This window comes from Desulfovibrio sp., from assembly GCF_009712225.1.
In the GTDB taxonomy this organism is placed as follows: Bacteria; Desulfobacterota; Desulfovibrionia; order Desulfovibrionales; family Desulfovibrionaceae; genus Desulfovibrio.
Genome location: NZ_WASP01000015.1, coordinates 1 through 23,776, shown reverse-complemented (window position 1 = coordinate 23,776; position 23,776 = coordinate 1). Strand labels below are relative to the sequence as shown.

The window sequence follows — 23,776 nt, the reverse complement described above, 5'->3', positions numbered from 1 at the left end:
CGACCTTGCCCGGAACGCCAGCGGCAGACAATGTGTGGGGCCGTTGACGCTTACGCATATTCTGTTGCTGAAGAAGCCTGGACCCTACCGCAATCCAACCACCGCTCAGCAAGAGGCTTCCCGGATCAGCCGGGAAGAATATGCTCGATGGTACCGGCCAGTCTGGGACGATATTGCGGGTGCGAAAAAGACCGCAGTCCATCCTGCGCCGTTCCCGGTCGAAATTCCCTATCGGTTGATCCGCATGTTCAGTTTCGCCGGCGACACAGTGCTCGATCCGTTCGGTGGCATCTTCAACACGTCGATCGCGGCAATGCGCGCTGGACGCAATAGCGTCTGTAATGAGATCGCCCAGACCTATTTCGAAGCCGGACTTGAGACGGTGCGCGAAAAGGCGATTACTCTGGCGCTGGCGTAGAATCTGGCCTATCTGGGCGAAGGCCAGCCGGGCTGACAGGTTTGTCGACAATGCGGCAATATAGGATGATCGTGGGCGATCTTTAAAGGAGAAGAGTTTGACGGATCCTCAACGCTCCGCGCCAAAGAATAGACTTATTATAAGGCCGACGCGTCCGCCCAAAGGAGATAAGGCCTACAAGAGGCTTTGGGCTGTTGTTGACGGAGCGGTGCGGGCGCTGCATCGAGATCATCCCGAATACTTTACGGATGCCGGCAGGCAGGCGGCGGCCATGAGCTTGAACAAGCGGGTCGTTGGGGCGGTCATGGGATACCTGGCTGGGCGTAGACTTAAGGAACTGGGTCTGGAAGATGGTCGGGATACTGCGATCGCCCTGGCCTCGGCGGCTCTCGACTTGCTCAAGGATCAGGCTGAAGTATCCGGGCGGGATATGGATATTGACCGTCTCATTAAGGCGCATGAAGCCTTCGTTCAGGCATTGCAGGCGCCTGTAATTGTCGAGATTAAGAAGCGGCGACGCCTCGCTTTCGAACAGGAGACGACTCTCGATCTCCCCAAGGCTTCCCAACCTCAGCTCCCGACTGGTCCGACTAACCTGGTTCATCTGGCCGGAGGGGAGAATATCGAACAGATGCCATTGTCCGTTTTGAATTTGCCGAAGCTTCAGACACAAAGGTTGAGGCAGGCTGTTTTTGGCGCCCTGGTCGATGCCAAAAACCATCGTTGCCCGCTCAACGAAGAGGGCGTTGTGGTGGCTCACCTACTCGCCACGTCCCAGTCCCAGCTGCTCAAGCAACCGCACCTTGGGATTCGGACAATCGAAAAGGTAAACGAGGCATTGGGCGTTTTTGGGAAGGCCTTGACCGTGTCGGCAGCCACGAAGAGGAAGACCCGCACGAAGTCTGCGGAGGACCAAAAGCGTTCGGCGTGATCTGAACGGCTTCTCATACCGCCCTGCGGGGCTGGCCGGCAGTCATTCGGACAGTAACATCTATCCAGACCGTGACATCGGCGCGCCCCGCCGCCGAGACCGATGTGACCTAATTACCTAAAAGTCGAGAGCCAAGTGGACGAAGACGATAGGATCAAAAGCATCTTACGCAAATGAATATGGCCTTAGGCACCTCGTGCCGGTGGCCGCGGTTCTTGCTCTTTGCTTATTCGGAGGCCGTTGGTTCGACCCGGTGGAACAAACATACCTTCTTGTTTGGACGCTCTGTGTTTCGGTGGCGATCTTGGTGGTGCTCGCGTCGCTCGGTTGGCCAGCCATGAGAAATGACGGACGCGCTCCTGTGGCCATTATCTCTGTTCAGTCCAAACGCACCGCCGTGTTCGGATTCACCGGCTTGGTCGTCGGTCTGATGATGCCGCTGGTTGTTCCCCACGGCGAACCTTGGATGTCTGCCGAGATCGCCATGGGATGGTGTGGCGGCTTCATTGCTCTCGGTGCGTTTGTTGTCCCCTGGGCATTGATTTTGTCGGCGCGGTTTTTCTTTCCGTTCAAGAGCCCCAAGAACAAATAAGGTTCCAGGGCAGACCATCTTCCCATCGTCTTGCTGGCCAACTAACGCTGTTTATTTGGCGCATTTCCGTTAGTTATTGGCCGCTGTTCTGCGGCATCCCTTCCCCTATCCTTTGATTTGCCTAGCTGCCGGCCGTGCATGGCCTGGTTGCAGCGGGCGGACACGGGAGACGTGGATGCAGTGGTCTTCGCTGAACGGAGCGGTGGCGATCAATCGTGGAGGCGGTGTCGGTCGGTCGCGATCGATTGCCGGAATACGATCCCGTCCGCGGTACCCGCGTGCGCCCGCACCAAGCCAGGTCGCATGCCCCATTGCCAACAAAGATGGTGCCGTCGGCCGCAGCGGATCTGACCGGTCGACAGATCGGCCGCCTTCGTGTTGTCGGATATTTCGGCTGGGGAAGCGGGAATGAACCCCGTTGGGTCGTGCGGTGTTCCTGTGGTTACTACGAGGTTCGTCGCGGCAAGGTGCTGCGCGACCCAGCCTATGGCGCTCCCGCCGCCTGCTCTGTTTGTGACTATGAGCGCGAGATGCTCGCCGGTCGCGCAACGCCGCCACCTATCCGTCATGAGCGTATCGAAGAAAAGGTGGTTGCGCGGGATGACGCTGCGCCGCCCCCCATGCTGCGGCTTTTCCAAATGGTCCTGATGCATCGGGATTCGATGTTTGGCGAACTGTCAGGCCCCTGCTCGACGCAATGGTCGCATGCGGAATGCCGCAGCTCCGCAAGGACGGCTGGTATCAGCCAGGGTCACTGATAGGCCTCACCGACCTGGTCGCAATTCGCGCCCCCTTCGCTGATCTGTCCAGTATTGCCAGCGATTTCTGACAACTCCCTCAATCAAAATCACCTGGAGAATTTGACGACCATGACCAAGACCCTTCAGTTTCCAACCGGTTTGTCCGTGGACACCCTCAACCTGCGCGGCTACCAGCCCGATCAACATTTGTTCCGTCTTTCCGGTCCCGCCATCGGCGCAGGATTCGTTTGCCGGATGGCGCCGGTGCTGGCGACCAACGGACAAGACGCATTCAAGAGGCTATCGCGCATGGTTTCCGGGCTTTCGGGAGACTGGCCCGAGGGCGCGGTCCTGCAAGTGACGCTTTTCGCCAACAGTTCGGTCGCAGGGCTCGACCAGATTCCCGGTGAGAGGGTCCCTGACATCGTGCAGCAAGCCGTGTCCGAGCAGAACGCTCATTTCGTCGAGGCGCAGCAGACGGCCTTCGCTACTCCCCACGTGTACAAATTCCAAGTGGTGGTTTCGTTCTCTATCCCCTCTTCTAATCAGCCAACCTTTCCGGAGATCGCTGTGCTGGAAGGCCTCCGCAATAGCTTCCAGGCTGAATTGAGGCATCTGGGCATGGACCCGGTGCCGCTGACGATAGACAACCATGTCGGGTTGGTGTCGAAGGTGATGGACCTGGCTCCCAATCTGAGCCTCGAGGACGGCACGCCGCTGACACCTGGAGCACCCGATTCGGACGAGCAGGACCAATTCACCCAGCAGTTCCATCATCGCGTTATCGGCGCCCTGGAACTCGATCAGTTCAGCGACTATGACCCTGTTTCAATGATGCCGATGTTTGCCACCCATGTGCACTGCGGAGGCGATGATCTGCCCTCGCAGTTTCTGGTGGCGGCTTCAATTGTCTACGGCGATCACACGAAGGATCGGTCGGCAGTGGGGCGCGCGCATTCGATTGCGACGAATCCGGTTTACAAGATAGTTTCCCATTTAAGCCGGTCGGCCGCTTCGCACGCACGAAAGGTGCAAAAGGTCTACGATCTCTGCAATGGAGATAAATATGAGCGCCCGGTGTCGTTCAAGCTCAGCTTTGTGACCATCTCCGATTCGGACCGGGGTGCCGAGTGCGACATGATGCGGCTGCAGACCCGCGCCGGAGCCTATGGCATCAGATGCCGGCGTCTGGCCAATGACCACCGCGCTCTTCTGGCGGCTCTACCGTTTGGCCTGGTGAAGCTGACCCCCAGAGACCGCAGGGGCTTTTCGGTGGCGGCGCCATCCCAATTCACCCACCTCCTTCCAGTTGTCGGCGATTGGTCGGGCAATAGCCACTATACCGGCTTGCCCTTCGTCTCCCGGGGTGGCCAAGCGATGATGTTCGACGCGTTCGAGAGCATGACCAATTTCAACACTGTGGTCAGCGGCGAAGCAGGATCCGGCAAGACCACCCTGGTCAAAGACCAAATCCTTTCAACCATTGCGCAGGGTGGCCGGGCGTGGGTGATCGACTCCGACGGCGATTACACCGCGTTCTGCCGTAACCTCAATGGCCATTTGGTGACGATCGGTGAAGACGGTTGCCCAAATTTGACGCCGTTTTGCCATGTCGAAGATTTCGATTACGAGGGAGATACAGTCACCGGTCTGATTGCCGCCCTCGTCGGCGCTGCGCTGCTGGGGCGGCAGTCATGCCCCACGGACATCATGCTGTGTCACCTGCGGGCTATCGTGGCTCAGGCCTGGCATGAAGCTGGAAAGGCGCTGACCATGGACGCGCTCCATCAGAAAGCCCTCGCCTATTTCGAACAGCAGCTGGTTGATCCCCACGACGCCAGTGAGATTGTGCGCGGGCTGGCGATGTGGACTTCTTCTGGCGTTGGTGGACATCTGTTCAATGGCCCCAACATGATCGACCTTTCGAACCAGCTGGTTGTCCTCGACGTCAGCGCCGTCCGGTATCATTCGGCCCTTCGGTCTGCGGTGGCGGTGTCCCTGATCGCCTTCATCACCTGGCAGATGGCCATCCCCCGGCGCGAAGAGTTCAAGGTGGCGGTAGTCGACAGCATTGACGAGTTTTTGCTTGGAAATGGTTGGTTGGCATCGATTTTCATCGAGGCCTGGTGCTTGGCGCGCAAGTATCGTGGATCCTGGATTGCAACGACCCAGCGGAGCGGTTTTGTCCAAGGGTCTGCTCTTGAAGCCGAGATCTGGGCGATGAGCGCACACAGGCTGTTCCTGGGCACGCGGATGACCTCCATGCCTGGCGAGACGACGCGTTTTCATCTGTCCGAAGAAGCCATTGCTGCGCTTGAGACGGTTCGCGGAGTTCGCGGTCTCTTCATTGAAGCAATGATCCACACGGCTGGCGGCTGCGGCATTGGTCGATTGCACCTGCCGGCCTTCAAGAAGATCCTCTATTCAAGCGAGCGCCAGATCGTAAATTTGCTGGAGCAGTTCAGGAGTGAGGGTCTTTCGACGGCGGCTGCGGTTCGCCGGTTGATTAATGAGCGCTCCCAAAGCTGTGCAGCCGCGGCGGAATGATGGGTCAGCCAGGGGAGGCCAGCGACTTTCCGGTCTCCCCTGACCGCTTTTGCTTATGGTGCCGCAATTTCTTTGGTTTCTTGGCCGCCAGGTCATCAATCGTAAGACGGATGCGGCGTTCCAGTCTGTCGGCAACATCCTTGTGGCCGCCCTGCAGCAGGCCGGAAACGATCTCGATAATCTGGGCCAGCCGCGAGCCTGGCTTTCCATATTTTCTTTGGCGCTGCCGCTCACGCCAAGCTTCAAGTATCTTGCCGCGCAGATAGAGTGTTGCAGCGACCGACGGCCCCCTGTTTCCTGGAGTGCACCATTTGTAGATGTCGGCGTCATCATAATTAGTGCCGGCCAGGGCATTCATCTCTCGCCAGACCATTGCCCGCTTCATCTTCAGAAGGTCGATGATCGCTACAGCTCGTTGCGGTGTCATTGGGCGCATGCACGGACGATAGTTCGGTTATTTGACTATGGCAAGTGCCATAGTTTTTTATCGTCCGCAATTCCCAGGAGTTGGCTTGCCCTGCGCCTCCCTTGCAGACTTTCCTGCCTCGCCATCTCTGTTCGGCTCGGCGGTTGTGGGGGTTCTTCGCCCGGACCGCAAATGGTCGCTGGCAAAACCGACGATAGCATCGGGTATCGGTTTTGTCGGAGGTCTTGAGCGATGGGCATGGAATTGATTCGTCGGGCGACAGTTGCGGAGTTGGAAGGGCATCGCAACAAGGCGCTCGATCTTTTCGCGCAGGCCTTCGACCTGTTGGAGCAGGCGCGCCGTTTTGCGCGAGATGCCGCCCCGTCCATCCAGGGCGTATGCAGCTTTGACGACGCGGCGCGAGACGCCTTGGCCCCCCGTTACGCCGGCTACCATGAAACCGAGCGTAGGGACCGCTTCTTGACGTCGATGCGCCGCAACGTTGATGCCGGCGTCTGGACGCATCTGCTCAACGCCACCGAGCTTGAAAAGCTGATGGATAAGAAGGCGCGGGATCAGTTCCGCGAGCAGCTGCGCCAAGATCCGCCGCCGGCGACAGTGGAGAACTGCTACGCCACGATGCAGTCGTTAATGGGCGATGCTGACATGATATTTCGCCGCGGTATCGCGGAAGTTTTCTCGAATTTGGATCGGCGCTTCCGGTCGCACGACGGCTTCAAGATCGGCAGCAGGATTGTCTTGACGCGAGTTTTCAACGAGCACGGTTCCTGGAATCACTGGACCAGGCACGATGATTCCTTGCGTGACGTTGAACGCGTTTTTTCCGTTCTTGATGGGAAACAACAGCCGGACCGCCTGGCCGGCATAATCGGGGCGGTCGACGGGCGGCGCCGACTGGGAAACCCTACTGCCTACACCGCCGAGACCGAATATTTCCGGATCAAGGTGTTTCTCAATGGCAACGCTCACCTCCATTTCAAGCGCAATGACCTGGTGCGAGAGGTCAATAAGCTGCTCGGTGAATATTATGGTGATGTGCTCGGCGCCAGCGCCGATGTCGCAGAGACAAAGCCCGACTTTAATCGGGCGGTGGCCAAGAATTTCGGCTTCTTCGAGACACCCGAAGACGTTGCCCACCGCGTCATGGAGGCCGTAGGCTATCTGAAAGATAGCACCGTGCTGGAACCCAGTGGTGGGCGAGGTGCGCTCGCGACCAGGATGGTCCAGGCCGGTGCTAAAGTGACTTGCGTCGAGATACAGGCGCAGCATGTCGACCACCTGCGGACCCAGGCAGGATATGAGAAGGTGGTGCTGGGCGATTTCTTCGATATGACGCCCGAGGCACTGGGCAGTTTCGATCGCGTGGTCATGAATCCCCCTTTCGACGGACAAAGGGACATCGACCACGTCAGGCATGCAGTTCGCTTCCTGAAACCCGGCGGCAAGCTGGTGGCGATCATGTCCGCCGGCGTGGAGTTTCGGGAGAACGCGAAGGCCGTTGCTTTCCGCACCTTGGTGGAGCGGATGAAGGGCACCTACCGGGATTTGCCGGCCGGCTCGTTTGCTGAATCGGGAACCATGGTCAACACGGTGATAGTCACCTTGAAGAAGCCCTTGTGACGGAAGGATCTTCGTTAAGTGCGTTCCCTTAAGCGGAAGGCGCCCGCATAAAGCTGGAAGATTCACTCGTTAAGCTCACAGGATCTGGTCGACAAAATCGTGGCAACAGGCACTTTCGGTATGGTGGTTGGGTTCGCGGGCTAGGGTTGATTGCCTTCGTGCGAGCGGGATGTTGTGATGCTGAAGAAATGGTCAATGATCCCTCCCTTCAGGGAGGGGCTTGCTGAGGGAGACCTTGGCAGGCCCGTGTTGACCAGGGCAAGTTGTTTGAGTTTGGCAAACGTTAGAGGACAACTACGTTGAAATTGGCGCTAAACACCGACTCCGGGATGCTTCCTCAGTCCCGGACAATCGAAGCCCGGATGGCAGACACGGCGGGTCGGCCACGAAACGCGTCCGGGCAGACAGCGGCTAGAACATGCGGGAGGCATAACGCCGATCACCGCATAGCCCAACATGCCCGAGGGGAGCGTTCCGGAAAAGCCAGCCCGGAGCCGTCACGGGAGAAGGCGCAAGCCGACTCCCAGCAGGGAAGCGTAAGCTCCCAAATCACCAACTATCCCAAGCACCGCGAAGCCGCCGTGCTCGTCCTCGACAGGCACGGCAAGCCTTTGATGCCCACCCATCCGGCCAGGGCCAGGAAGCTCATGAAAGTCGGGAGGGCGCGCATTCACAAACAGTATCCGTTCACCATCAGGCTGATCGACCGTATCCTTGAAGAGTCCGCCGTCCAGCCGATCCGCCTCAAGATAGATCCCGGCTCGAAGACCACCGGGATGTGTCTAGTCCGCGAGGAAGTCAAAACGGACGGCACTACCATCGTCCACCATGTATTATTCCATCTCGAACTCACTCACCGCGGCCAGAAGATCCGCAAATCCATACTCCAGCGGAAAGGCTATCGCCGCCGTCGGCGGTCAGTGAACCTGCGCTACCGGGGGCCTACGTTCGACAATCGCACCAAGCCGGAAGGTTGGCTGCCGCCGTCGCTGCGTTCCCTTGTCGACAACGTCATGTCCTGGAAAGGGCGGCTGTCCGGGTTGGCTCCTGTGTCCGCCGCGACTGTCGAGCGGGTCCGCTTCGACACTCAGGCCATGCAGAACCCGGAGATCTCCGGGATCGAGTACCAGCAGGGCGAGTTGGCCGGATACGAGATCCGCGAATATTTGCTCGAAAAGTGGGGCCGCAAGTGCGCGTACTGCGGGGCAGTGCATTTGCCTTTGCAAGTCGAGCATATCCACCCTAAGGCCAAGGGCGGCTCGAACCGCGTGTCGAACCTGACTCTGGCCTGCCAACCGTGCAACGAAGCGAAGGGATCGATGCCCGTTGGGGAGTTCCTGGCCGACCGCCCGGACGTGCTGGAGCGTGTGCTGGCCCAGGCCAAGACCCCGCTTGCGCGACGACGCGGCGGTGAACGCCACGCGCAACGCCATCTTCTTCGCGCTGCGGGAGACCGGATTGCCAGTGGAGTCCGCCACTGGCGGCAGGACCAAATACAACCGCTCTCGGCTTGGCATCCCCAAGGCGCACTGTCTGGACGCGGCCTGCGCCGGACAAGTCGACCAGGTGATCGGCTGGGACATGCCTGTGCTGTCGATCAAAGCAACTGGACGGGGCGCATATCAACGCACCAATGTTTACGCCAATGGCTTCCCACGCGGCTATCTGACACGGGAGAAGATGGCGCGGGGCTTCCGCACCGGGGACATGGTAGTTGCCGATGTTCCGAACGGCAAGAAAATGGGCCGCCATATCGGGCGTGTAGCGGTGCGGGCCAGTGGGTCGTTCAACATCCAGACCAAGCACGCTGTCGTCCAGGGCATCAACGCCAGGCATTGCCGCCTGCTGTCGCGGGCCGACGGCTACGGTTACGCCCGGCATGCCTCGCCCATCCTCCAGGAGGCCGCATGACAACGCTGGCCAAATATTCCCGCGGACTCGCCGTCCGCATTCCTCCCCGCCGTGAACGACGGGGCCTCCTGCGGAGGTTTGGTTGAATGACGATCGACCGCGCCGTGATTAGCCAACAGTTCCAGTCGTTGCGTCCCGCAGGTGGTTTCCGCCTGATTTACGCGGACCCGCCTTGGTCGTTCGCGAACTTCTCGACGGCCGGCGAAGCGAAGAACCCGAAGGCCCATTATGGATGCGAGTCCGTCGAGGATTTGAAGCGAATGCCGGTCGAGCTACTAGCCGCAAAGGATTGCGTTTTGGCCATGTGGGCGACTTTCCCAATGTTGCCGCAAGCGCTCGATTTGTTGGGCGCATGGGGGTTCGCATACAAGGCCGGCGGTACCTGGGGAAAGCAGTCCAGTACGGGCGAGAAAATCGCATTTGGGACGGGCTATATCTTCCGCTCGGCTGCCGAACTGCTGTTGGTTGGCACACGCGGCAAGCCCACTTGGGGTAATCGCCGGACGCGTAACCTGTGGCTGGCGCCGATCCGCGAGCACTCCCGGAAGCCTGACAATGTGCGCGACGATATGGCCGCCCTGGTGCCCGGTTCGCGCATCGAACTCTTTGCCCGCGAGGCGGCGACCGGTTGGTCAATCTGGGGCAACGAGACCGGCAAGTTTGACAAAACGGTCGCAGCTTGAAGGGGGAACCAGGATGGCCGAAATCATCAATATTGCGGACGCGAGAAGGAAATCGGCGAAAAGCGCTTCGGACGATCTTCCGCCAGCTGGATCACCACCTGAAGACGACGACCATCCGTTCGGTGACATGGGGGCCTGTTTTAGCGCCAGTTGGACCTTGACCATGTTGACCATGATCATATGCGCCGTGGTCGGTGGTGGCCGAGTGGACACGAGGGTCATTGCTGTCGTCATAGCGACCATCTTTGCTTCCCCTGCAGCGTGGTATCTTTGGAAAAACCGAGGCGTTGTGGTGCTCGCCTTTCGCGGCCACACTGGTAATTGGCTCTGTGTCCTGGCCGCGTCCATCCTGATGCCGGCCATATTGCTGCCGAGCGTTTTCCGCGATTTCTAATACCGGTGATACCATGGATATGAATCGTTTAATGGTCGATCAGTCGATGGCTCAGGCGCAGGAGGTCCTGGACGAGCTTGGACTCGAAATCGCGCCGGGCGGTATCGTGACGATTGGCGATCTGCAAAAGGCAGATCGCGGCTACGTGCACCATTCCAGCATGCCGGTTGCCGTCGTCGGCTATGCCCTGGTGTCGAGAAGCCTGGCGGCCGGACGGTTCCCGAAGATCCGTCTGCTCGACGTGGTGGCCAAGCGGCCAGCGATGGATGCGGGTGAGGCTATCGCCATGGCCCGGCTGTGCGGTGTGGAGCTGCAACCGCCTTTTTGGGGCAATGCGCAGCCATTCGCAGACCACTTATTTGACGTTCTGGACCGTTACGAGATGCAGGCGTTCTTTCAACGGCTCGACGAGCCATTGCGGAGCGAGCAGCCGCATTATGCGGTGCGGCCGACCGCTGTCGATTGGCGCCAGGACGAGGTAATTCCCGAGGCTATGACCGCTTGGCGCAAGGCATACAAGGCCCTTCCAGCGGCGAGGCAGATGATGGTGGCAACAGTCATGTGGCTGTATCGGGGCGGCGAGGACAAGACCTGGCTGTCTCGGGTGCCCTGGCAATGGCCGGCAGCGGACGCGATCTCGGTTCTGCATGCCGCCGGTTGTCTCGCGGATTGGGCTCGCCTGGTCGCGCTGTATCCCGGCTGGTGATTGCGGAGGAATGGCCGATGGCTGAAGGCGAGAGAGTGGGGTTGACGGCGGATGGCCGTGTCGTTCTCGGGATCGGGATTGTTCTTGGCAAGGTCACCGGCAGCAAGAGGATGTGGCTCGCCAAAGCGATGATCGGCAACGGCGGTGGTCAATACGCGACTCGCAAAAGCGCCGTCTATGGGCTGATAGAAGGCGCGGGCTATCGCGTCGTGGTTGGCGAGGACGATCATCTTCGCGCAGTGCCATTGGAACCAGAGGGAAATTGATGCTCGTACAAGTTCGTCAACGAAGACGCAGCCAGTCGGGATGGATTGGTGCGCGGCGCTAGCGACTGCAGCTGGTTGACAGCGCCGAGGCGGCGGCTAAGTGACAATTCAGTCTGTTACCGGCTGGCTGGCTTTCGGCGACGCACTGAAATCGTGGAAATGCGCGATGGCCGTACCCAAAAGAGGAAAGGTCGATGACCGAGCCTGAAGTCCGTGTCCCTGGTTTGACGAAAGCCGAGAGCGCCGCGCTTGAAGCTCTGTTCGGCCAGGACCTGCCCGGTGCTGAGCCCGCGAAGATCCGAAAGAAGGTGGGTGACGCTTTGACGGCCAAAGGCTTCGCAAAACCGACGTATTTCGTCGTTGGCTATGGCCCGCTGTCAGTCAAGGTATCGACCTACCAAATCACCCCGGCCGGGCACATGGCCTATTGCGCTGCCTGTCCTGATGTGCCGGAAGACTTGTAAGGGGAACCGCCAGTGACTTGGATTGCCGACGGTGGTGGGACGCGATGGGTAGAGCCAGTCGAGCGCAAGAAGCGCAAGCCTCCCCGGCTCTTCGCTTCGGTGGGATCAAAGTTGGCGATCAGATCATGCAGAAGTCGCGGGATTCGCTGTACTTCCTGGTGACGGATCGATGGTTCGATCCGGTGATCGGGCAGGATGATCCAGTGGCCGGGGAAATGGTCGGAATCCGCAGGATCGGGCAGGACGGCGACCTGGTCGGGCGGAAATACGCCCACACGGTTCGTGGGTTGGCGGCCCAGCAGTTCCATCCGGCTGGCTTGGATTACGTCGCTTTGGCCAAAGCCAGGCGCGAAGCGAAAGAGGATGGAACTGTTGTGGGCATCGGCCGCGGGCGAACGGTTCGAGAGCGCCCGAAGATGCCTGGGTTGAAATAGACGGCGGGGAAACTCCTGGTAACGATGCTAGTGTCCGCGGAGTAGCCTTCGTGATCGCTCTTCTGGGCACAGCACTTATCTCGGATCATACCGATAGTATTTGATGTCAGTTGCAGAGAAATCCCGACCTCTGGTAGACTTTTACCACTTCGCCTCTTCTCGCCCTTGCGCGAGTCACCTGCTTTGCCAGGGTGGGGCAAAGGCAGTTTTCGGACTGCAAGCGCGCCACAAGCCCTCTCTCGTCGCGGAGACAAGCGCTCTAAGCTAGGCTTTCATCACTGGAGATTTGTTCTCCGCTCATCGCGTGCTTTGCGCCCAATCATCGATCAAGATCGTCCAATCCACGCGAAGTCTTCGCGTCGGATTCGCACGTCAGCCTGACCGCGGTCGTGGCATGTGGCGACGGTATGGCGGTGGAGATCGCCCGAATTTGCGACGTTAGCCCCAGATGGGATATTAAATTCCTCGAAAGAACGGAGTGCTCCATGACTTCTCCTTACCGAATCCAGAAATTGGTACACCCTTCTTGTGATCCAAGCGAGTTTCAGTCGTGGGTTGACGCCTACGGCCTGACGCCGCGGTCATGCCCTACTGCAAAGAATGACAACCACGCGATCGAGATTTTCCGTGTCGAGACCGCCCGTTGTCGTTCGGTCCTTCATCGATTAGTGAAATTCGACAGCAATGGCTATGACGTTGGTGTCATTATGCTTGCTGACAATTCGGCGCAACTCAAATTCTCCGCTTCCCACTAAGACCGTAGCGCCGCGAGGGTTTCGTCCGCTGCGGGCACAGTCTTGGATTCGACGGTGCCGTCCGTTTGGCAACGGAAATCCGCGCAGCGATAAGAGCGTTGTTGCCAATTCCTACAATGCCGAACCTGGGCACAACGACTACATCCGCGTCAGTCGCAAATCGAAGGTGTTCGCCTTTTTTGCCAAATGAAATCGTGATTTGAACGGTTGGACAGGACGCTGCGGCGACTTGTCCAACCTTTCTCACAAACCAGCTGGCTTGTTCAGAAGCAAGCGCATCCATCATCCAAGATCGTTCAAATCCTTGCGACACCAGTTCGCAATGGATCTGCTCGTCTGCAGCTAGGAAAACATTATGGCCAAAGCTCAGGACATTGCGCCCAGTTCCCGTACTGCTGGGGACGCAACGGACCAAGTCGCGTGGCTGGACAAGTACATTGCCCAGCAGGCCGCCTATTACGGCCTCACCATCGAACGCTTCTCTTCCAGCATGACTTCCCTCGCTGAGATGGGGAAACGGATCGAGCGGGGTGAGTTCCCCGACCTCTTCTAATTCAAGCCGGCGCCGCCGCCTGTGACCGCCCATCCTCTGGTTTCAGGAAATGGTGGGTAACTCGGCGGGCCGCATCCTCAATTCAGCCTTTGAAAGGTATTCATTATGGCACGAATAATTCCCGCTTTCTTCCGGTCCTTCATCGCCGTGGCGATGGAATTTGATCGGATCTCCAAGAAATTTCATAGGGCTTCGGTCAGATTCGGTGTTGATCCCGAATGTCTGAAGCGGTTCGACGGAATTGTGATCCGGTTCGCCCGTTCCTACGTGGGGGACTTGATCTCCGAAGCACCCACCGAATTCGAGGAAATAGAGAAAACGGCTTCCTACCTCGAATCCGAACTCAGCACATGGTATTGCTTCCTTCAAAGCGCCGATTTCGATTTTCTGAAGATCTGCACACCGCTTCGAAACGAACTGGTGGACGATGTTCACCATCTCATGTGGCAGGTATCGGACGCTCTGCACCGGGTCGCACGGCACGTCGAACGAGAGCGATTTCGCGAGTTCGCGGGGATGCGCCCGCGGCCGATCAGCAAAGGCATCACGGCCTCCGAGACAGGCTTTCCGGGACGGCCACCGGCCGATCACGAGGAAGCACGCAAAGTCTACATCGAGGCCGGAGATGATGGTTGGCGGATCTACTTGCAAACCGACGCCCCTGGCGATTGCTCTATCGCCCATCGCCAAGACATCGACTCGCGGGTGATCATTCCGATCAATTGACTGTGTTCGGCCAGGGCCAATTGCCCTGGCGGTTTACGAAAAATCAAGCGCCGCTTTCCTCAGGGGAGGTGGCGCTTTTTTCTCGCGTTCTGGTGACGCTGAGACGGGTCTCTTCGGGCATGCTCGTTGCCCGGTGGGTCAAATTTTGAAGCGAGCGGAGGAGGTTAGAATTTTTCGGTAAGGAACGGTTGAAGGAATTCAGGCAGATGGAACACAGGGTATATCTTGGTCTCGGCCAGCATCGCGGCGCTCCTCGAATTTGGCTGCAGGGGCAATGCCTGCGCGACGCCGGCGCCTTGCCTGGTGTCAGGTTTCGCCTGATCCCCGATCCTGCCAATCGCACCCTGGTGATCGAGATTACCGACGATGGCGATCGCCGTGTCTCGAGCAAAGGTCCCGATTACCCAGTGGTCGACATCAATTTCAGCGGCCTGACCGATATTCTCGGCCGCGTCGAGCGGCTGAAGGTGGTCTTCAAGCCCGGCAAGATCGTCGTCACGGTACATCCCGACGAATTGGCGACCGAAGAAAGGCTCAACCGTCTCCAGCAGGAACTGGCGTCCGGGGTGCCGTTGACCGTCGGCAGCGTATTCCATGGTGGGGGGGTCATGGAAGCCGCTTTGCACGAGGGCTTCAAGCGCGCCGGCATCGAAACCGAGATGGGCTTTGCCATCGAATTGAACGGCCGCTTCCTTGAGGCATCCCTACGCAACAACCCGGTGTGGCGCTCGGGCAAAGGTGTCGCCATTTGCGGATCGGCCGACGACGTCGAGCTTGGCGAACTGCCGAAAGTGTCGATCCTTCAAGCCGGTATTCCCTGTGATGGTGCCAGCCTCAGCGGCCGGGCTCGCCGGCGGCTCACCAGCGCCGAGGGGCATCCCGACGTCGGCCACCTGTTCGTTACCTTCCTCAACATCGTGAAGGCCACGCAGCCAGCGGTGATCGTCATGGAGAACGTCGCGCCCTATCAGAACACAGCGAGCTGGGCAGCCATCAGCGCTGTATTGAAGATCCTGGGCTACGACCTCCACGAGACGATCCTTGACGGCAATGAGATGGGGGCGCTCGAAGGGCGCAAGCGCCTCTGCGCCGTGGCAGTGACGCATGGGCAAGGCTTTTCTTGGGACGGCCTCTGCCCCGTGCGGGTCAAGGAGGCGACCCTGGGCGAGATTCTTGATCCTGCAGCCGGCGCTTGGTCGGAGATGGCGGGGCTCAAGGCCAAGCAGGCTCGGGACCAAGTCAAATATGCCGATGAAGGATGGGGCACTGGCTTCAAGATGCAGATCGTCGATGCCGCGTCGTCGTCTGTGCCGACTGTCTGCAAGGATTATTACAAGGTCCGCAGCACGGAGCCGAAGGTCCAGCATCCCTCGGATCCCAACCTGCTGCGCCAGTTGACCCCGGCTGAACATGCCGCCGTGAAGGGCATACCCTTCTCCCTGGTGGCTGGCGAGGTCCTGACCGTTCAGCACCAGATTTTGGGCCAGTCCGTGATCTATCCGGCATTCGTCGCCGTCGGCCAGCATGTTGGTCTCTGCCTGCGCGGGGTCCGGCAGAACGTCCATCGCTTCATTGAAAAGGTCGAGACTGCTGTCGAGGAAATCGCTCAGGTGGCCATGGTTGCGGCCAGCCGGAAGCCGGTCGCGCAACAACTGGCCCTATTCTGATCGCGTTCTTTGGCGCGAAGGAAGGCCCGCATTGATCAATTAGAGGAGGTGTGGCGGTGGTGAAGAATAATCCGGTGACCGGTTCCATCTCACCAGGAAAGCGGTCGCGGTTGGCCGAGGGATACGCCCAAGCGGACGCCGAGCGCTCGGTGACTGTTTCGCTGCCGAGCCGAGGACAACTGCTGCTGCCGTTGATGCGATGCCTTGAAGCGAATGGCGGCTCCGCTTCACCTGCAGAGGTCTATGACCAAGTGGCCGCCGAGTACGGCGCAACCACCGAGGTCCGCAGCGCGGAGGCGATCTTTGTCGGCAGCGGGCCACGCAATCTCTTCGAGCGGCAAGTTCGGCACGCCCAGCAGTTCGGCAAGATCAAGGGCCTGATCGAGGCACGACGTCGCGGGCACTGGTCACTCACTGACAAGGCTTTTGGTGTCCTTGAAAACGCACGGCCAGGAGTGGTGCTGGCGGTGTTCGAAACATCCCGGGGACTGGCTTTGTGGGGGCATGTTGAGGAAGCGGCTTCGCTTATCGAGCCCGGGTCCGTCGATACCATATTCACCTCTCCGCCCTACCCCGTTTTGAGCCAGAAGGAATACGGCGGACCGAAGGATGCAGCCACGTGGTTGTCCTGGATGTTCGACCTTGTGGACCTCTGGCGCCCGCTGTTGGCGCCCGGCGGTTCGATGTTCATCAATCTTGGCGCGGAGGTGTACCGGCGCGGCCAGCCGTTCCAGAGCCTTTATCTGGAAAGATTTGCCGTTGGCATGGAGGACAGGTGCGGCATGCAGCTGGCCCAGCGGTGGTGGTGGCACAATCCGGCGAAGCTGGGCTCCATCCATTGGGTATCGATCCGCCGGCGGCGGCTGAAACAAACCATCGAACCCATTTATTGGTGGGTGAACGTCAAGGACGGGATCCAGGATGCGGCCAACAATCAGATGGTCCTGCAGCCTTACAAGGATAAAAAGCGCCCTTACAAAACCGGCATCCGGCCATCCGGCATCGACATCGGCGTTGGTGCTTTTGACAAGGATAATGGCGGCGCGATCCCGTCGACCCTGATCATCAAAGCAAATTCATCGTCGAACGACCCATACCGTCGGGCATGCAGGGCGGCCGGCATCAAAATCCACCCGGCGACTTTTCCTGAGAGCCTGCCGGAACGCGCAATCCTGATGACGACGCAACCTGGTGACCTGGTGCTCGATCCTTTCTTTGGCTCCGGATCCACCGGCGTGGTTGCGGAACGTCTTGGGCGGCGCTGGATCGGCATTGACCGAGCGCGGGGTTACCTTCGTGGCGCCGCACTCCGTTTTACGGACGCCGTGATGACGGATTTTCCACCCGACGCTATGTCGCGCTGATGGTCTGCGGGCCAGCGCCCAAAATGGTGGAGAAGCGCTCTCTCCATAGAATTGCTGCATGATTGTCTGGAGTTCCGATGTCTGAGCTTGAGTACCTTGTCGATCTTTCCGCCTTTACCGAAAACCGGATCGTCCGGGAGGTGGTCTTGGCTCATGGCCTGGACTTTCGGCGGAAGGACGCTTCGATCACCCTGCTGACCCACCTGGTCGACGGTGTCGAATATGATCTACGCCTGTGCGGCCCGGTCGCTCTCAAGCGTGGCCACAAAATCTTCTACGGTTCTGACATTCCGAAGGAAGTGCTCTTGATGGCTGACGGCACGGAGCGCGGGGAGATTTTGCCCTGGTTCGAGTGGGTCAATTCGCAGGGTGATCCCGTCAGCGGTCGGTTCGACGTCATTTCGGCCGATCCCGCGGTTGAGATCGCCAAGCTGGAACGAGCGCTCCGTCCCTTGCTCGTTGGCGCAGCGCGCCGTCTCTGAACCATCATCCCCGGAGATCTTTGCCAATGGTTTCTCTTGAGCCGACACGACGTGGCGTTCTGTTCGATCTGTTCTGTGGCGGCGGGCCGCTGGCCCTTGGCGCCGAGCAAGCGGGTTTTGATGTGGCACTTGGGGCTGACCTCGAGCCCGTCCATTGCGCCGTTCATCACCATAATTTCGGTTACGGCAGGGCGGTCGCGGCCGACTTGTCTCTCGCCAAGGGGATCGACCTTCGACGGGCTGCCAGCCACAAGGATGAGATCGACTTGGTGACCTTGGGCCGCAGCCCCGATTTTCTGCTTGGCGCCCCTCCCTGCCAGGGATTTTCAAGCGCGGGGCGACGCGACTACAACGATCCGCGCAATGAACTCGTTTTTCATTTCCACCGTCTCGTCCAAGAACTTGAGCCGCGATACGCGCTGATGGAGAACGTCGCCGGCATGGCCTCCGGCCAGTTCTCCGGCCTGCTCGATGAATTGGTCGAGGCGTATCATCAGATTGGCTACGGCGTCGTGACGCCGGTGCGGATCCTCAATGCGGCCGAGTTCGGTGTTCCGCAAAACCGGGATCGCGTGATGCTCCTGATCTACCGTTATGGCGAGAAGGCTCCCGTCTATCCGGACGCAACACATTCCCTGATGCCGGATCTGCTGCTCAAGCGGACGCCGACAGTGGCCGAAGCACTGGAGGGATTGCCGGAGGCGGATGCATTCGAAGAGTTGCTGCACACCGATGAGGTTGACGCCACCGGACACTGGGGCGGCGCCAACCTTTATGCCCAATACATGCGCGGGCTCGCCAACGATCCTGACGATCTTTCCTATCGTCGAATCTGGAACCCGGCGATGCTGACCTGCAGCAAGCGGACCGTCCATGCCCCGGCGGTGGTCGAGCGGTATGCCGCGGTTCCGCCAGGTGGTAAGTGCGAAGGCCACAATCTGGTTCGGCTGCATCTCGAACGACAGGCCCCTACGCTGCGCGCAGGATCGGTTGCCCGCTCCTATGAAGGAAAGCGGCATTCGGCGCAGACCGCGGCGCGGCCGCTCCACCCTGTCCGCCCTCGGGTCATTACGGTGCGAGAGGGAGCGCGGTTGCACAGCGTTCCCGACTGGTTCCGCTTCCACAGCACCGTAATGCAAGGATTTCGCGAACTGGGCAATTCGGTACCGCCCCTGCTCGCTCGCGCGGTTATGCATGAAATACGAAACGCCGCCGGTCTGGCACCGGCCCAACCCTCCGAAGAGGTTCCGCTGGGCGATCCCACTTTGCTTGCCATGACCGACAGGAATGCTGGGGAGATGTTCCGCGCCGCGTGAAAACAATCCGCAACGCCGGCCGATATTGTGCGAACAGACAACAACTGTACGGTTAAATCATCGTCGACAATTCGATGGAGCGGTCGCCATAGACATTGAGGTTGCTTGAATTCCCCCGTGGCCGGACGTTATCGTCGACATGTGTGCCCCCATTGCTTGGATTTTGATTTGCGCAACTCTACGAATAGCCTGCCGAAAATCTTTCCCGGTGTGGCCTTCCAACGCGCGACGAAGGCCTCTTCATCCTCGGAATTGTAAGTGCTTGGATGGACCGGTGAGAACAATGCTTGCATTGTGCGGGCAAAGACTGCGTCGTCGAACGGGGCTCGTTCCCGCTCAACCTTTCTGACAATGAACATATTTGGGTCGACGCTAACCGCAGTGGGAGAATGATTCATCACCACCTTGAACCAGCCCTTTCTGGTTTCGAATGGGGCGTCGAGGAAGCGCCGGGCGACGCTCACCAGGATCGCTTCCCGCAACAGGACGAATTCTGGGTGCTTCTGAAAGACATCCCAGTTTACGGGGCCGTGCTCTCTGCAGTTTTCGGCGACGGCCTTAGCTTGGCGGCACCTCGTTTCCCAGACTGCGTCGCCAAGAATTTGCCTGAACGCTTGCTGCAGTTGCGGCAGATGCGCTCGCTTCAAGCCGGAAGCCGGATCTGCCAGCAAGGGTTCGAGCGGTTTGGTCAACCCGCGCATAAGACATTGGACACGTCGACCGTCCAGCAACTGCTGGCGAGCCGACGCTTCGCATTTTGCGGAGAGGGGTGCCAATCCGGCACGGACCGACGGCACGTCGATCAGGCGGTCAGTGAGCTTTTCCAGGTCGGCGATGGTTATGGTTCGACCATCCATCGAAAGCGACCTCGCGATCGTCATCAACATTCGAAGGGCCTGGGACATCAATTCGGCGCAGGGTGCCGTCAGATCTTTTGCAATTGGTTCAACTGTGACCGGCCGGTCGCAACGATTTATCTGCATAGGTCAAATCCCGCAGCCTCGGCCAATCTTCGGTCGGCACATTGTCCAGTAAACAAGGCGCACCCCTTTCCTGATGCAGGAATTTTCCACGTTTCCAGCCATGGTCATCGTGTTACCTCAGGCGATGCCTATTCCAGAAACATCATGACCTTTCCCTTTCTTCGATCAAATTGCGAATAACTGGCACTTAGTGCTAGTTTCTCGCCTTCAATAAGCTGTCGGCGGTCCTACCGGTCCCGATGGCCAGCGGGCGGGGTGGGGTAGTACTTTAGGCGTGCTCCTGCTGGTCCCTCCCACAGCGGTCCTCCAACTGCGGGCCAAAGTGGTTTTTTCAGGTGAACTTCAGCAGCCTGGGAATGCGTCTGGAGCCCTGCAGAAGTCGACCAGAAGGCCATAGCGATGGCCTCCTGCTGGCGGATTAAGGGGTGCCGACGGCGCGCCGCTCTGCCGGATATCCAGAAATTTCAGTGGGCGAAATCTGCTGCATCCTTCCTTGATCGTCGTCAAGGAATTCAGACCGACATGACAACAGCCCCGCCGGCCGCCGGCTTCCCCATTGCTCAGACCAATGCCGTCGAGAGCATTTCCCTGTTCTCGGGCATTGCTGGTTTCGAGTTGGGAATGGAGCCTTATGGCCTCCAGCCCATCATGTTCTGCGAGATCGAGCCAGCGGCCCAAAGCGTCTTGAGCCTCTGGCGTCCCGACGTTCCCCTGCACCAGGACGTGCGCCTTCTCGACCAACTGCCACGGCATGGCCGCGTGCTGGTCGGAGGCTTCCCTTGTACCGACGTGTCTCAGGCAGGGCGAACCGAGGGTATTTTCGGCCAGAAAAGCGGGTTGGTCCGCGACGTTTTCCGTTTGCTCGCTCTGCGCAAGGTGGAAACCGTCATTCTGGAGAACGTCGTGAACTTGATCCACCTGGCTGGCGGAGAAGGGCTTGCCTACATCACCTCACAGTTCGACGCGCTCGGCTACCGCTGGGCCTACCGGGTCATAGACACCCTCGGATTTGGGTTGCCCCAGCGCCGCCGCCGGATCTTCATCGTTGCCTGCCTGGAAGGAGATCCCTGCCAGATCCTGTTCGCTGACGATGCCGGCCCGCTGGCGGCCGTGCAGACGGCCGAGATCGATTTGGACCAGCACGCGCTGGGGTTCTACTGGACCGAGGGCAACAAAGGGCTGGGAGCGGCGCTGAATGCCATTCCGCCATTGAAGGGAGGCTCGACGATCGGCATCAACTCGGCGCCAGCGATCCTCCTTCCCGATGGTCAGGTCGGAACGCCGGATATCCGTGATGCCGAGCGCCTTCAGGGCCTGCCGGCCGACTGGACCCTGCCGGCGGAAGATGTGAAGAAAGGTTCCCGCTGGATGCTAACGGGAAACGCGGTGACCAAGGATATTCCTGCCTGGATCGCATCTCGGATGGCAAATCCTGGTCCAGCCCTCGGCCGGCAGGGCGGCGAGCGGCGCGGCGGCCAGCGATGGCCGAACGCGGCATGGGGCAAGGATGGCCGTGTGATGTCGGTTGACATCTCGGAGAACCCCTTGGGTCGTCCCCTCACCCGCATTCAGGACTTCTTGGCCTATCCGCTGAAGCCGTTGACCGAAAGGCAGACGGCCGGCTTTCTGGCACGAGCTTCGGCCAGCTCGTTGCGATTTCCGCCGCGCTTCATCGATCGTCTCCGTGCCCACTTGTCGGAGATCCGGGCGGGGGCCTGTTCCCAGATGGCTTTTGCGTTCTGACGCTGCACCCCATCGGTTTGCCTTAGGGTCGGCAACTTTGCATTTGCGGGGCGCCTATATTGTGAGATTTCCGGGGAATGGGAGACTTCCTGGGTGGGGACGAGATGCCCTGTTTCATTAGATCAAAGGACGACCCGATGTCGCACATCTCCCGTATTTCCGGTGCTGTTGGCCCTAAGGTGCTGGTCAAAGCTGATCAGCTTTTCAACTCTTCGGACGAAACCATCATCGCCGAGCTGCTGCAGAACTGTCGGCGGGCCGGCGCAACCGCGGTCGATATTTCGCTGGTGCCGGTCGAGGACGGGGTGGCGGTGACGATCCGCGACAACGGCAAAGGCATTGATGATTTCCAGGCGCTGGTGACGTTCGGCGGTTCGAACTGGGATGAACGTACCGACGTTATGGAAAATGCCGCCGGAATGGGCTTTTACAGCCTGGCTACCCGTGGAGTGACGGTTCGCTCGGCCGGGTTTACGGTCAGGTTGACCAAGGCGGTGTTCTTGGGGCAGGAGGATGCCCCGGTGGTTCCCGATACCGATCCCGTCGTCTCGGGGACGGTCCTGCATTACGTGACCGGTGGCCAGGGCCGTGGTGAAGCCGACCTTCGCCAGGTCATCCAGAACGCCGTGCTCTACTATCCGGTGGCGGTAACTATCAATGGGGTGCCGGTAACGCAACGGTCCCTGTCTGATGGTGCGATCAAGACCGTGCACTGGCGGGGCTGCAACATTCATGTCTTCAAGGACAAATGTCCGGTCGGTAGCACAAACGGGTTGTGGTCGGGCTATTTCAAAGGGCTGATCAATTATCATGGTCATCTGGTGCGGTCATTGCCGGATGGGCAAAAGTTCAGTGTGGTTCAAGTGCATGGTTCGCCGCTTTTCGCGGTGATCGACGTGGTGGATACGGCTGATCTGCAACTGGTTCTGCCCACCCGCGATCAGGTCATTCGAAATGCCTTCTATGATGAATTGACCACCGAGGCGCGGCGCGCCCTGTTCGGTGTGATCGCCGAAGCGGGCCGGCATTCGCTGTCCCACAATTTGTGGATGGAGGCCCAGGCGCTCGGCATCCAGTTGCCGGAAGCGACCTTCTTTCTTAATGGCTGGACCCCTCGGGACGAAGACGGCAGCCGCTGGGGTGGCGCGCGGGATGTGGTGGTCGCTGCCGGTGCCAACATCGCCGTCTGCGATCTCGAACGGGTGCAGGACCATGTGCTTTCCCAGCTTCTGGAAAGCAAGCCCGCCGATTTGGCGCTTTACACCGATGAGATCGGATACCACGGCTATCCCAGCTACGACCGGTTCCGGCATATCGTCGGTTTCCGCCACACGATTTCGGTGAACGAGAAGAAGACCGAACTGCTGGATTGCGGCGATTTCGATCGAATGTCGCTCCCTGCGGGTCTCGAAGTCGCCGACGCTATCGAGACCGAGGTTTGTGTCCAAGTTCCGGCCGAAGTTGATGGCGATATCGCGACGTTGTGGCAGGGACCGGTGCAGGTGATCATCGAGGACGAAGAGGACATTTGCGACGCTTCCTATGTGGTCCGCCAGACCGCTGATCCGGGCCAGGTGGTGGACATCTTGATGGATGCGCTGTTTTCCTATTCCGACGATGGGGATGCAGGCTCCCACGACGAGCAGCGGTCGGGTGCCTACGAAGATGCTCGGGACAAGGTGATGAAACGGCTGCGGGGCCAGACCGAGGCGGACGTGAGCAGCTTGTTGGCCGGTTTGGAAGAGATCCGGTGGCGGTTCCGGTTCAGTGAATTCAAATCGCTCAACATCCGGCAAGTGCACGCGAAGACGGACGGAATGCCGGCGTCGCTTCGGGTCGAACTTCGCTTGGCCGATGGGACGAAGCGCGCCGCCGCTCTTTGATCGGTCAGACCGCCGGGTGGGGGCTCCTTGCCCGGCGGTTTCGTCCGCCTCCACACGATTCGAAAATAAGGCTTGTCGAGCCTTTTGACCGGCGGGTCTGGCCTGCCCTGGGGATCAATACCAACTTTCACTGATTAGAACCCATGCGCCCATTTCCGGAGTCCAATGGAC

General features: G+C 59.5%; 24 protein-coding genes and 1 pseudogene. 23 read left to right on the top strand and 2 right to left on the bottom strand.

From position 1 onward, the window contains the following. The 5 genes from F8N36_RS14725 to F8N36_RS14705 form a co-directional block, all read left to right on the top strand. A partial coding sequence (locus tag F8N36_RS14725; RefSeq protein WP_291333644.1) for a site-specific DNA-methyltransferase occupies nucleotides 1-418 on the top strand: 418 nt, incomplete at its 5' end. Between the two features lie 97 nt (nucleotides 419-515). Further along, nucleotides 516-1,349 carry a hypothetical protein gene (locus tag F8N36_RS14720; RefSeq protein WP_291333643.1) on the top strand — a complete coding sequence of 278 codons (834 nt, stop codon included), beginning with the start codon at nucleotides 516-518 and terminating at the stop codon, nucleotides 1,347-1,349. A 253-nt stretch (nucleotides 1,350-1,602) separates the two neighbouring features. After that, nucleotides 1,603-1,941, top strand: coding sequence for a hypothetical protein (locus F8N36_RS14715; RefSeq protein WP_291333642.1), 339 nt, complete (start codon nucleotides 1,603-1,605; stop codon nucleotides 1,939-1,941). A gap of 425 nt (nucleotides 1,942-2,366) precedes the next feature. Next, nucleotides 2,367-2,699: a hypothetical protein gene (locus tag F8N36_RS14710; RefSeq protein ID WP_291333640.1), complete on the top strand. Its 333-nt coding sequence runs from the start codon at nucleotides 2,367-2,369 to the stop codon at nucleotides 2,697-2,699. 111 nt (nucleotides 2,700-2,810) lie between these two features. Continuing rightward, nucleotides 2,811-5,228 (top strand): TraC family protein, encoded by a 2,418-nt coding sequence (locus tag F8N36_RS14705; protein ID WP_291333638.1) that lies wholly within the window; start codon nucleotides 2,811-2,813, stop codon nucleotides 5,226-5,228. Nucleotides 5,229-5,232: 4 nt separating this feature from the next. Here F8N36_RS14705 and F8N36_RS14700 read toward each other — a convergent pair whose 3' ends face one another. Continuing rightward, on the bottom strand, nucleotides 5,233-5,664 hold the full coding sequence (locus F8N36_RS14700; protein WP_291333637.1) for a hypothetical protein: 432 nt from the start codon (nucleotides 5,662-5,664) through the stop codon (nucleotides 5,233-5,235). A gap of 228 nt (nucleotides 5,665-5,892) precedes the next feature. On the opposite strand from F8N36_RS14700, the gene F8N36_RS14695 reads away from it, so the two are divergent. From F8N36_RS14695 to F8N36_RS14620, 16 genes and pseudogenes are all read left to right on the top strand, one after another. Beyond that, a complete protein-coding gene (locus F8N36_RS14695) occupies nucleotides 5,893-7,275 on the top strand; it encodes a DUF4942 domain-containing protein (RefSeq protein WP_291333636.1) in 1,383 nt (460 codons plus the stop codon). Between the two features lie 329 nt (nucleotides 7,276-7,604). After that, nucleotides 7,605-8,618 (top strand): annotated as a pseudogene (gene iscB / locus F8N36_RS16370) (RNA-guided endonuclease IscB); the annotation flags it as partial. 49 nt (nucleotides 8,619-8,667) lie between these two features. Continuing rightward, nucleotides 8,668-9,186 (top strand): hypothetical protein, encoded by a 519-nt coding sequence (locus tag F8N36_RS14690; protein ID WP_291333635.1) that lies wholly within the window; start codon nucleotides 8,668-8,670, stop codon nucleotides 9,184-9,186. An 86-nt stretch (nucleotides 9,187-9,272) separates the two neighbouring features. Beyond that, on the top strand, nucleotides 9,273-9,869 hold the full coding sequence (locus tag F8N36_RS14685; RefSeq protein ID WP_291333633.1) for an MT-A70 family methyltransferase: 597 nt from the start codon (nucleotides 9,273-9,275) through the stop codon (nucleotides 9,867-9,869). Between the two features lie 13 nt (nucleotides 9,870-9,882). After that, nucleotides 9,883-10,263 carry a hypothetical protein gene (locus F8N36_RS14680; RefSeq protein WP_291333631.1) on the top strand — a complete coding sequence of 127 codons (381 nt, stop codon included), beginning with the start codon at nucleotides 9,883-9,885 and terminating at the stop codon, nucleotides 10,261-10,263. A gap of 13 nt (nucleotides 10,264-10,276) precedes the next feature. Further along, the gene (locus F8N36_RS14675; protein WP_291333629.1) at nucleotides 10,277-10,969 is read left to right on the top strand and encodes a hypothetical protein; all 693 of its coding nucleotides are present in this window, start codon (nucleotides 10,277-10,279) and stop codon (nucleotides 10,967-10,969) included. Between the two features lie 17 nt (nucleotides 10,970-10,986). Beyond that, nucleotides 10,987-11,235, top strand: a complete 249-nt coding sequence (locus tag F8N36_RS14670) for a hypothetical protein (RefSeq protein ID WP_291333628.1) — start codon at nucleotides 10,987-10,989, stop codon at nucleotides 11,233-11,235. A 194-nt stretch (nucleotides 11,236-11,429) separates the two neighbouring features. After that, nucleotides 11,430-11,699: a hypothetical protein gene (locus tag F8N36_RS14665; RefSeq protein WP_291333627.1), complete on the top strand. Its 270-nt coding sequence runs from the start codon at nucleotides 11,430-11,432 to the stop codon at nucleotides 11,697-11,699. A 125-nt stretch (nucleotides 11,700-11,824) separates the two neighbouring features. Then, nucleotides 11,825-12,133, top strand: a complete 309-nt coding sequence (locus F8N36_RS14660; protein WP_291333626.1) for a hypothetical protein — start codon at nucleotides 11,825-11,827, stop codon at nucleotides 12,131-12,133. A gap of 485 nt (nucleotides 12,134-12,618) precedes the next feature. Then, on the top strand, nucleotides 12,619-12,888 hold the full coding sequence (locus tag F8N36_RS14655; protein WP_291333625.1) for a hypothetical protein: 270 nt from the start codon (nucleotides 12,619-12,621) through the stop codon (nucleotides 12,886-12,888). A 355-nt stretch (nucleotides 12,889-13,243) separates the two neighbouring features. Further along, the gene (locus F8N36_RS14650; RefSeq protein WP_291333624.1) at nucleotides 13,244-13,441 is read left to right on the top strand and encodes a hypothetical protein; all 198 of its coding nucleotides are present in this window, start codon (nucleotides 13,244-13,246) and stop codon (nucleotides 13,439-13,441) included. A gap of 105 nt (nucleotides 13,442-13,546) precedes the next feature. Beyond that, nucleotides 13,547-14,167 (top strand): hypothetical protein, encoded by a 621-nt coding sequence (locus tag F8N36_RS14645; RefSeq protein ID WP_291333623.1) that lies wholly within the window; start codon nucleotides 13,547-13,549, stop codon nucleotides 14,165-14,167. Nucleotides 14,168-14,373: 206 nt separating this feature from the next. Next, the gene (locus F8N36_RS14640) at nucleotides 14,374-15,834 is read left to right on the top strand and encodes a DNA cytosine methyltransferase (protein WP_291333622.1); all 1,461 of its coding nucleotides are present in this window, start codon (nucleotides 14,374-14,376) and stop codon (nucleotides 15,832-15,834) included. Nucleotides 15,835-15,890: 56 nt separating this feature from the next. After that, entirely contained in the window at nucleotides 15,891-17,198 is a 1,308-nt protein-coding gene (locus F8N36_RS14630) for a site-specific DNA-methyltransferase (RefSeq protein WP_366247060.1), read from the top strand. A gap of 77 nt (nucleotides 17,199-17,275) precedes the next feature. Further along, entirely contained in the window at nucleotides 17,276-17,680 is a 405-nt protein-coding gene (locus F8N36_RS14625; RefSeq protein WP_291333621.1) for a hypothetical protein, read from the top strand. A gap of 26 nt (nucleotides 17,681-17,706) precedes the next feature. Further along, entirely contained in the window at nucleotides 17,707-18,996 is a 1,290-nt protein-coding gene (locus tag F8N36_RS14620) for a DNA cytosine methyltransferase (RefSeq protein ID WP_291333620.1), read from the top strand. A gap of 128 nt (nucleotides 18,997-19,124) precedes the next feature. On the opposite strand, the gene F8N36_RS14615 is transcribed toward F8N36_RS14620, so the two are convergent. Next, on the bottom strand, nucleotides 19,125-19,979 hold the full coding sequence (locus tag F8N36_RS14615; protein WP_291333619.1) for a hypothetical protein: 855 nt from the start codon (nucleotides 19,977-19,979) through the stop codon (nucleotides 19,125-19,127). 522 nt (nucleotides 19,980-20,501) lie between these two features. On the opposite strand from F8N36_RS14615, the gene F8N36_RS14610 reads away from it, so the two are divergent. After that, nucleotides 20,502-21,722, top strand: a complete 1,221-nt coding sequence (locus tag F8N36_RS14610; protein ID WP_291333618.1) for a DNA cytosine methyltransferase — start codon at nucleotides 20,502-20,504, stop codon at nucleotides 21,720-21,722. A gap of 137 nt (nucleotides 21,723-21,859) precedes the next feature. Then, nucleotides 21,860-23,605, top strand: a complete 1,746-nt coding sequence (locus tag F8N36_RS14605) for an ATP-binding protein (RefSeq protein WP_291333617.1) — start codon at nucleotides 21,860-21,862, stop codon at nucleotides 23,603-23,605. Nucleotides 23,606-23,776: the final 171 nt, after the last annotated feature.

What these genes read in the sequence shown, in the direction of transcription:
- F8N36_RS14610 (WP_291333618.1), top strand. Translation starts at nt 20,502, where the DNA reads ATGACAACAGCCCCGCCGGCCGCCGGCTTCCCCATTGCTCAGACCAAT.
- F8N36_RS14695 (WP_291333636.1), top strand. Translation starts at nt 5,893, where the DNA reads ATGGAATTGATTCGTCGGGCGACAGTTGCGGAGTTGGAAGGGCATCGC.
- F8N36_RS14670 (WP_291333628.1), top strand. Translation starts at nt 10,987, where the DNA reads ATGGCTGAAGGCGAGAGAGTGGGGTTGACGGCGGATGGCCGTGTCGTT.
- F8N36_RS14700 (WP_291333637.1), bottom strand. Translation starts at nt 5,664, where the DNA reads ATGCGCCCAATGACACCGCAACGAGCTGTAGCGATCATCGACCTTCTG.
- F8N36_RS14625 (WP_291333621.1), top strand. Translation starts at nt 17,276, where the DNA reads ATGTCTGAGCTTGAGTACCTTGTCGATCTTTCCGCCTTTACCGAAAAC.
- F8N36_RS14645 (WP_291333623.1), top strand. Translation starts at nt 13,547, where the DNA reads ATGGCACGAATAATTCCCGCTTTCTTCCGGTCCTTCATCGCCGTGGCG.
- F8N36_RS14665 (WP_291333627.1), top strand. Translation starts at nt 11,430, where the DNA reads ATGACCGAGCCTGAAGTCCGTGTCCCTGGTTTGACGAAAGCCGAGAGC.
- F8N36_RS14675 (WP_291333629.1), top strand. Translation starts at nt 10,277, where the DNA reads ATGGATATGAATCGTTTAATGGTCGATCAGTCGATGGCTCAGGCGCAG.
- F8N36_RS14685 (WP_291333633.1), top strand. Translation starts at nt 9,273, where the DNA reads ATGACGATCGACCGCGCCGTGATTAGCCAACAGTTCCAGTCGTTGCGT.
- F8N36_RS14655 (WP_291333625.1), top strand. Translation starts at nt 12,619, where the DNA reads ATGACTTCTCCTTACCGAATCCAGAAATTGGTACACCCTTCTTGTGAT.
- F8N36_RS14705 (WP_291333638.1), top strand. Translation starts at nt 2,811, where the DNA reads ATGACCAAGACCCTTCAGTTTCCAACCGGTTTGTCCGTGGACACCCTC.
- F8N36_RS14640 (WP_291333622.1), top strand. Translation starts at nt 14,374, where the DNA reads ATGGAACACAGGGTATATCTTGGTCTCGGCCAGCATCGCGGCGCTCCT.
- F8N36_RS14615 (WP_291333619.1), bottom strand. Translation starts at nt 19,979, where the DNA reads ATGCAGATAAATCGTTGCGACCGGCCGGTCACAGTTGAACCAATTGCA.
- F8N36_RS14620 (WP_291333620.1), top strand. Translation starts at nt 17,707, where the DNA reads ATGGTTTCTCTTGAGCCGACACGACGTGGCGTTCTGTTCGATCTGTTC.
- F8N36_RS14650 (WP_291333624.1), top strand. Translation starts at nt 13,244, where the DNA reads ATGGCCAAAGCTCAGGACATTGCGCCCAGTTCCCGTACTGCTGGGGAC.
- F8N36_RS14605 (WP_291333617.1), top strand. Translation starts at nt 21,860, where the DNA reads ATGTCGCACATCTCCCGTATTTCCGGTGCTGTTGGCCCTAAGGTGCTG.
- F8N36_RS14680 (WP_291333631.1), top strand. Translation starts at nt 9,883, where the DNA reads ATGGCCGAAATCATCAATATTGCGGACGCGAGAAGGAAATCGGCGAAA.
- F8N36_RS14660 (WP_291333626.1), top strand. Translation starts at nt 11,825, where the DNA reads ATGCAGAAGTCGCGGGATTCGCTGTACTTCCTGGTGACGGATCGATGG.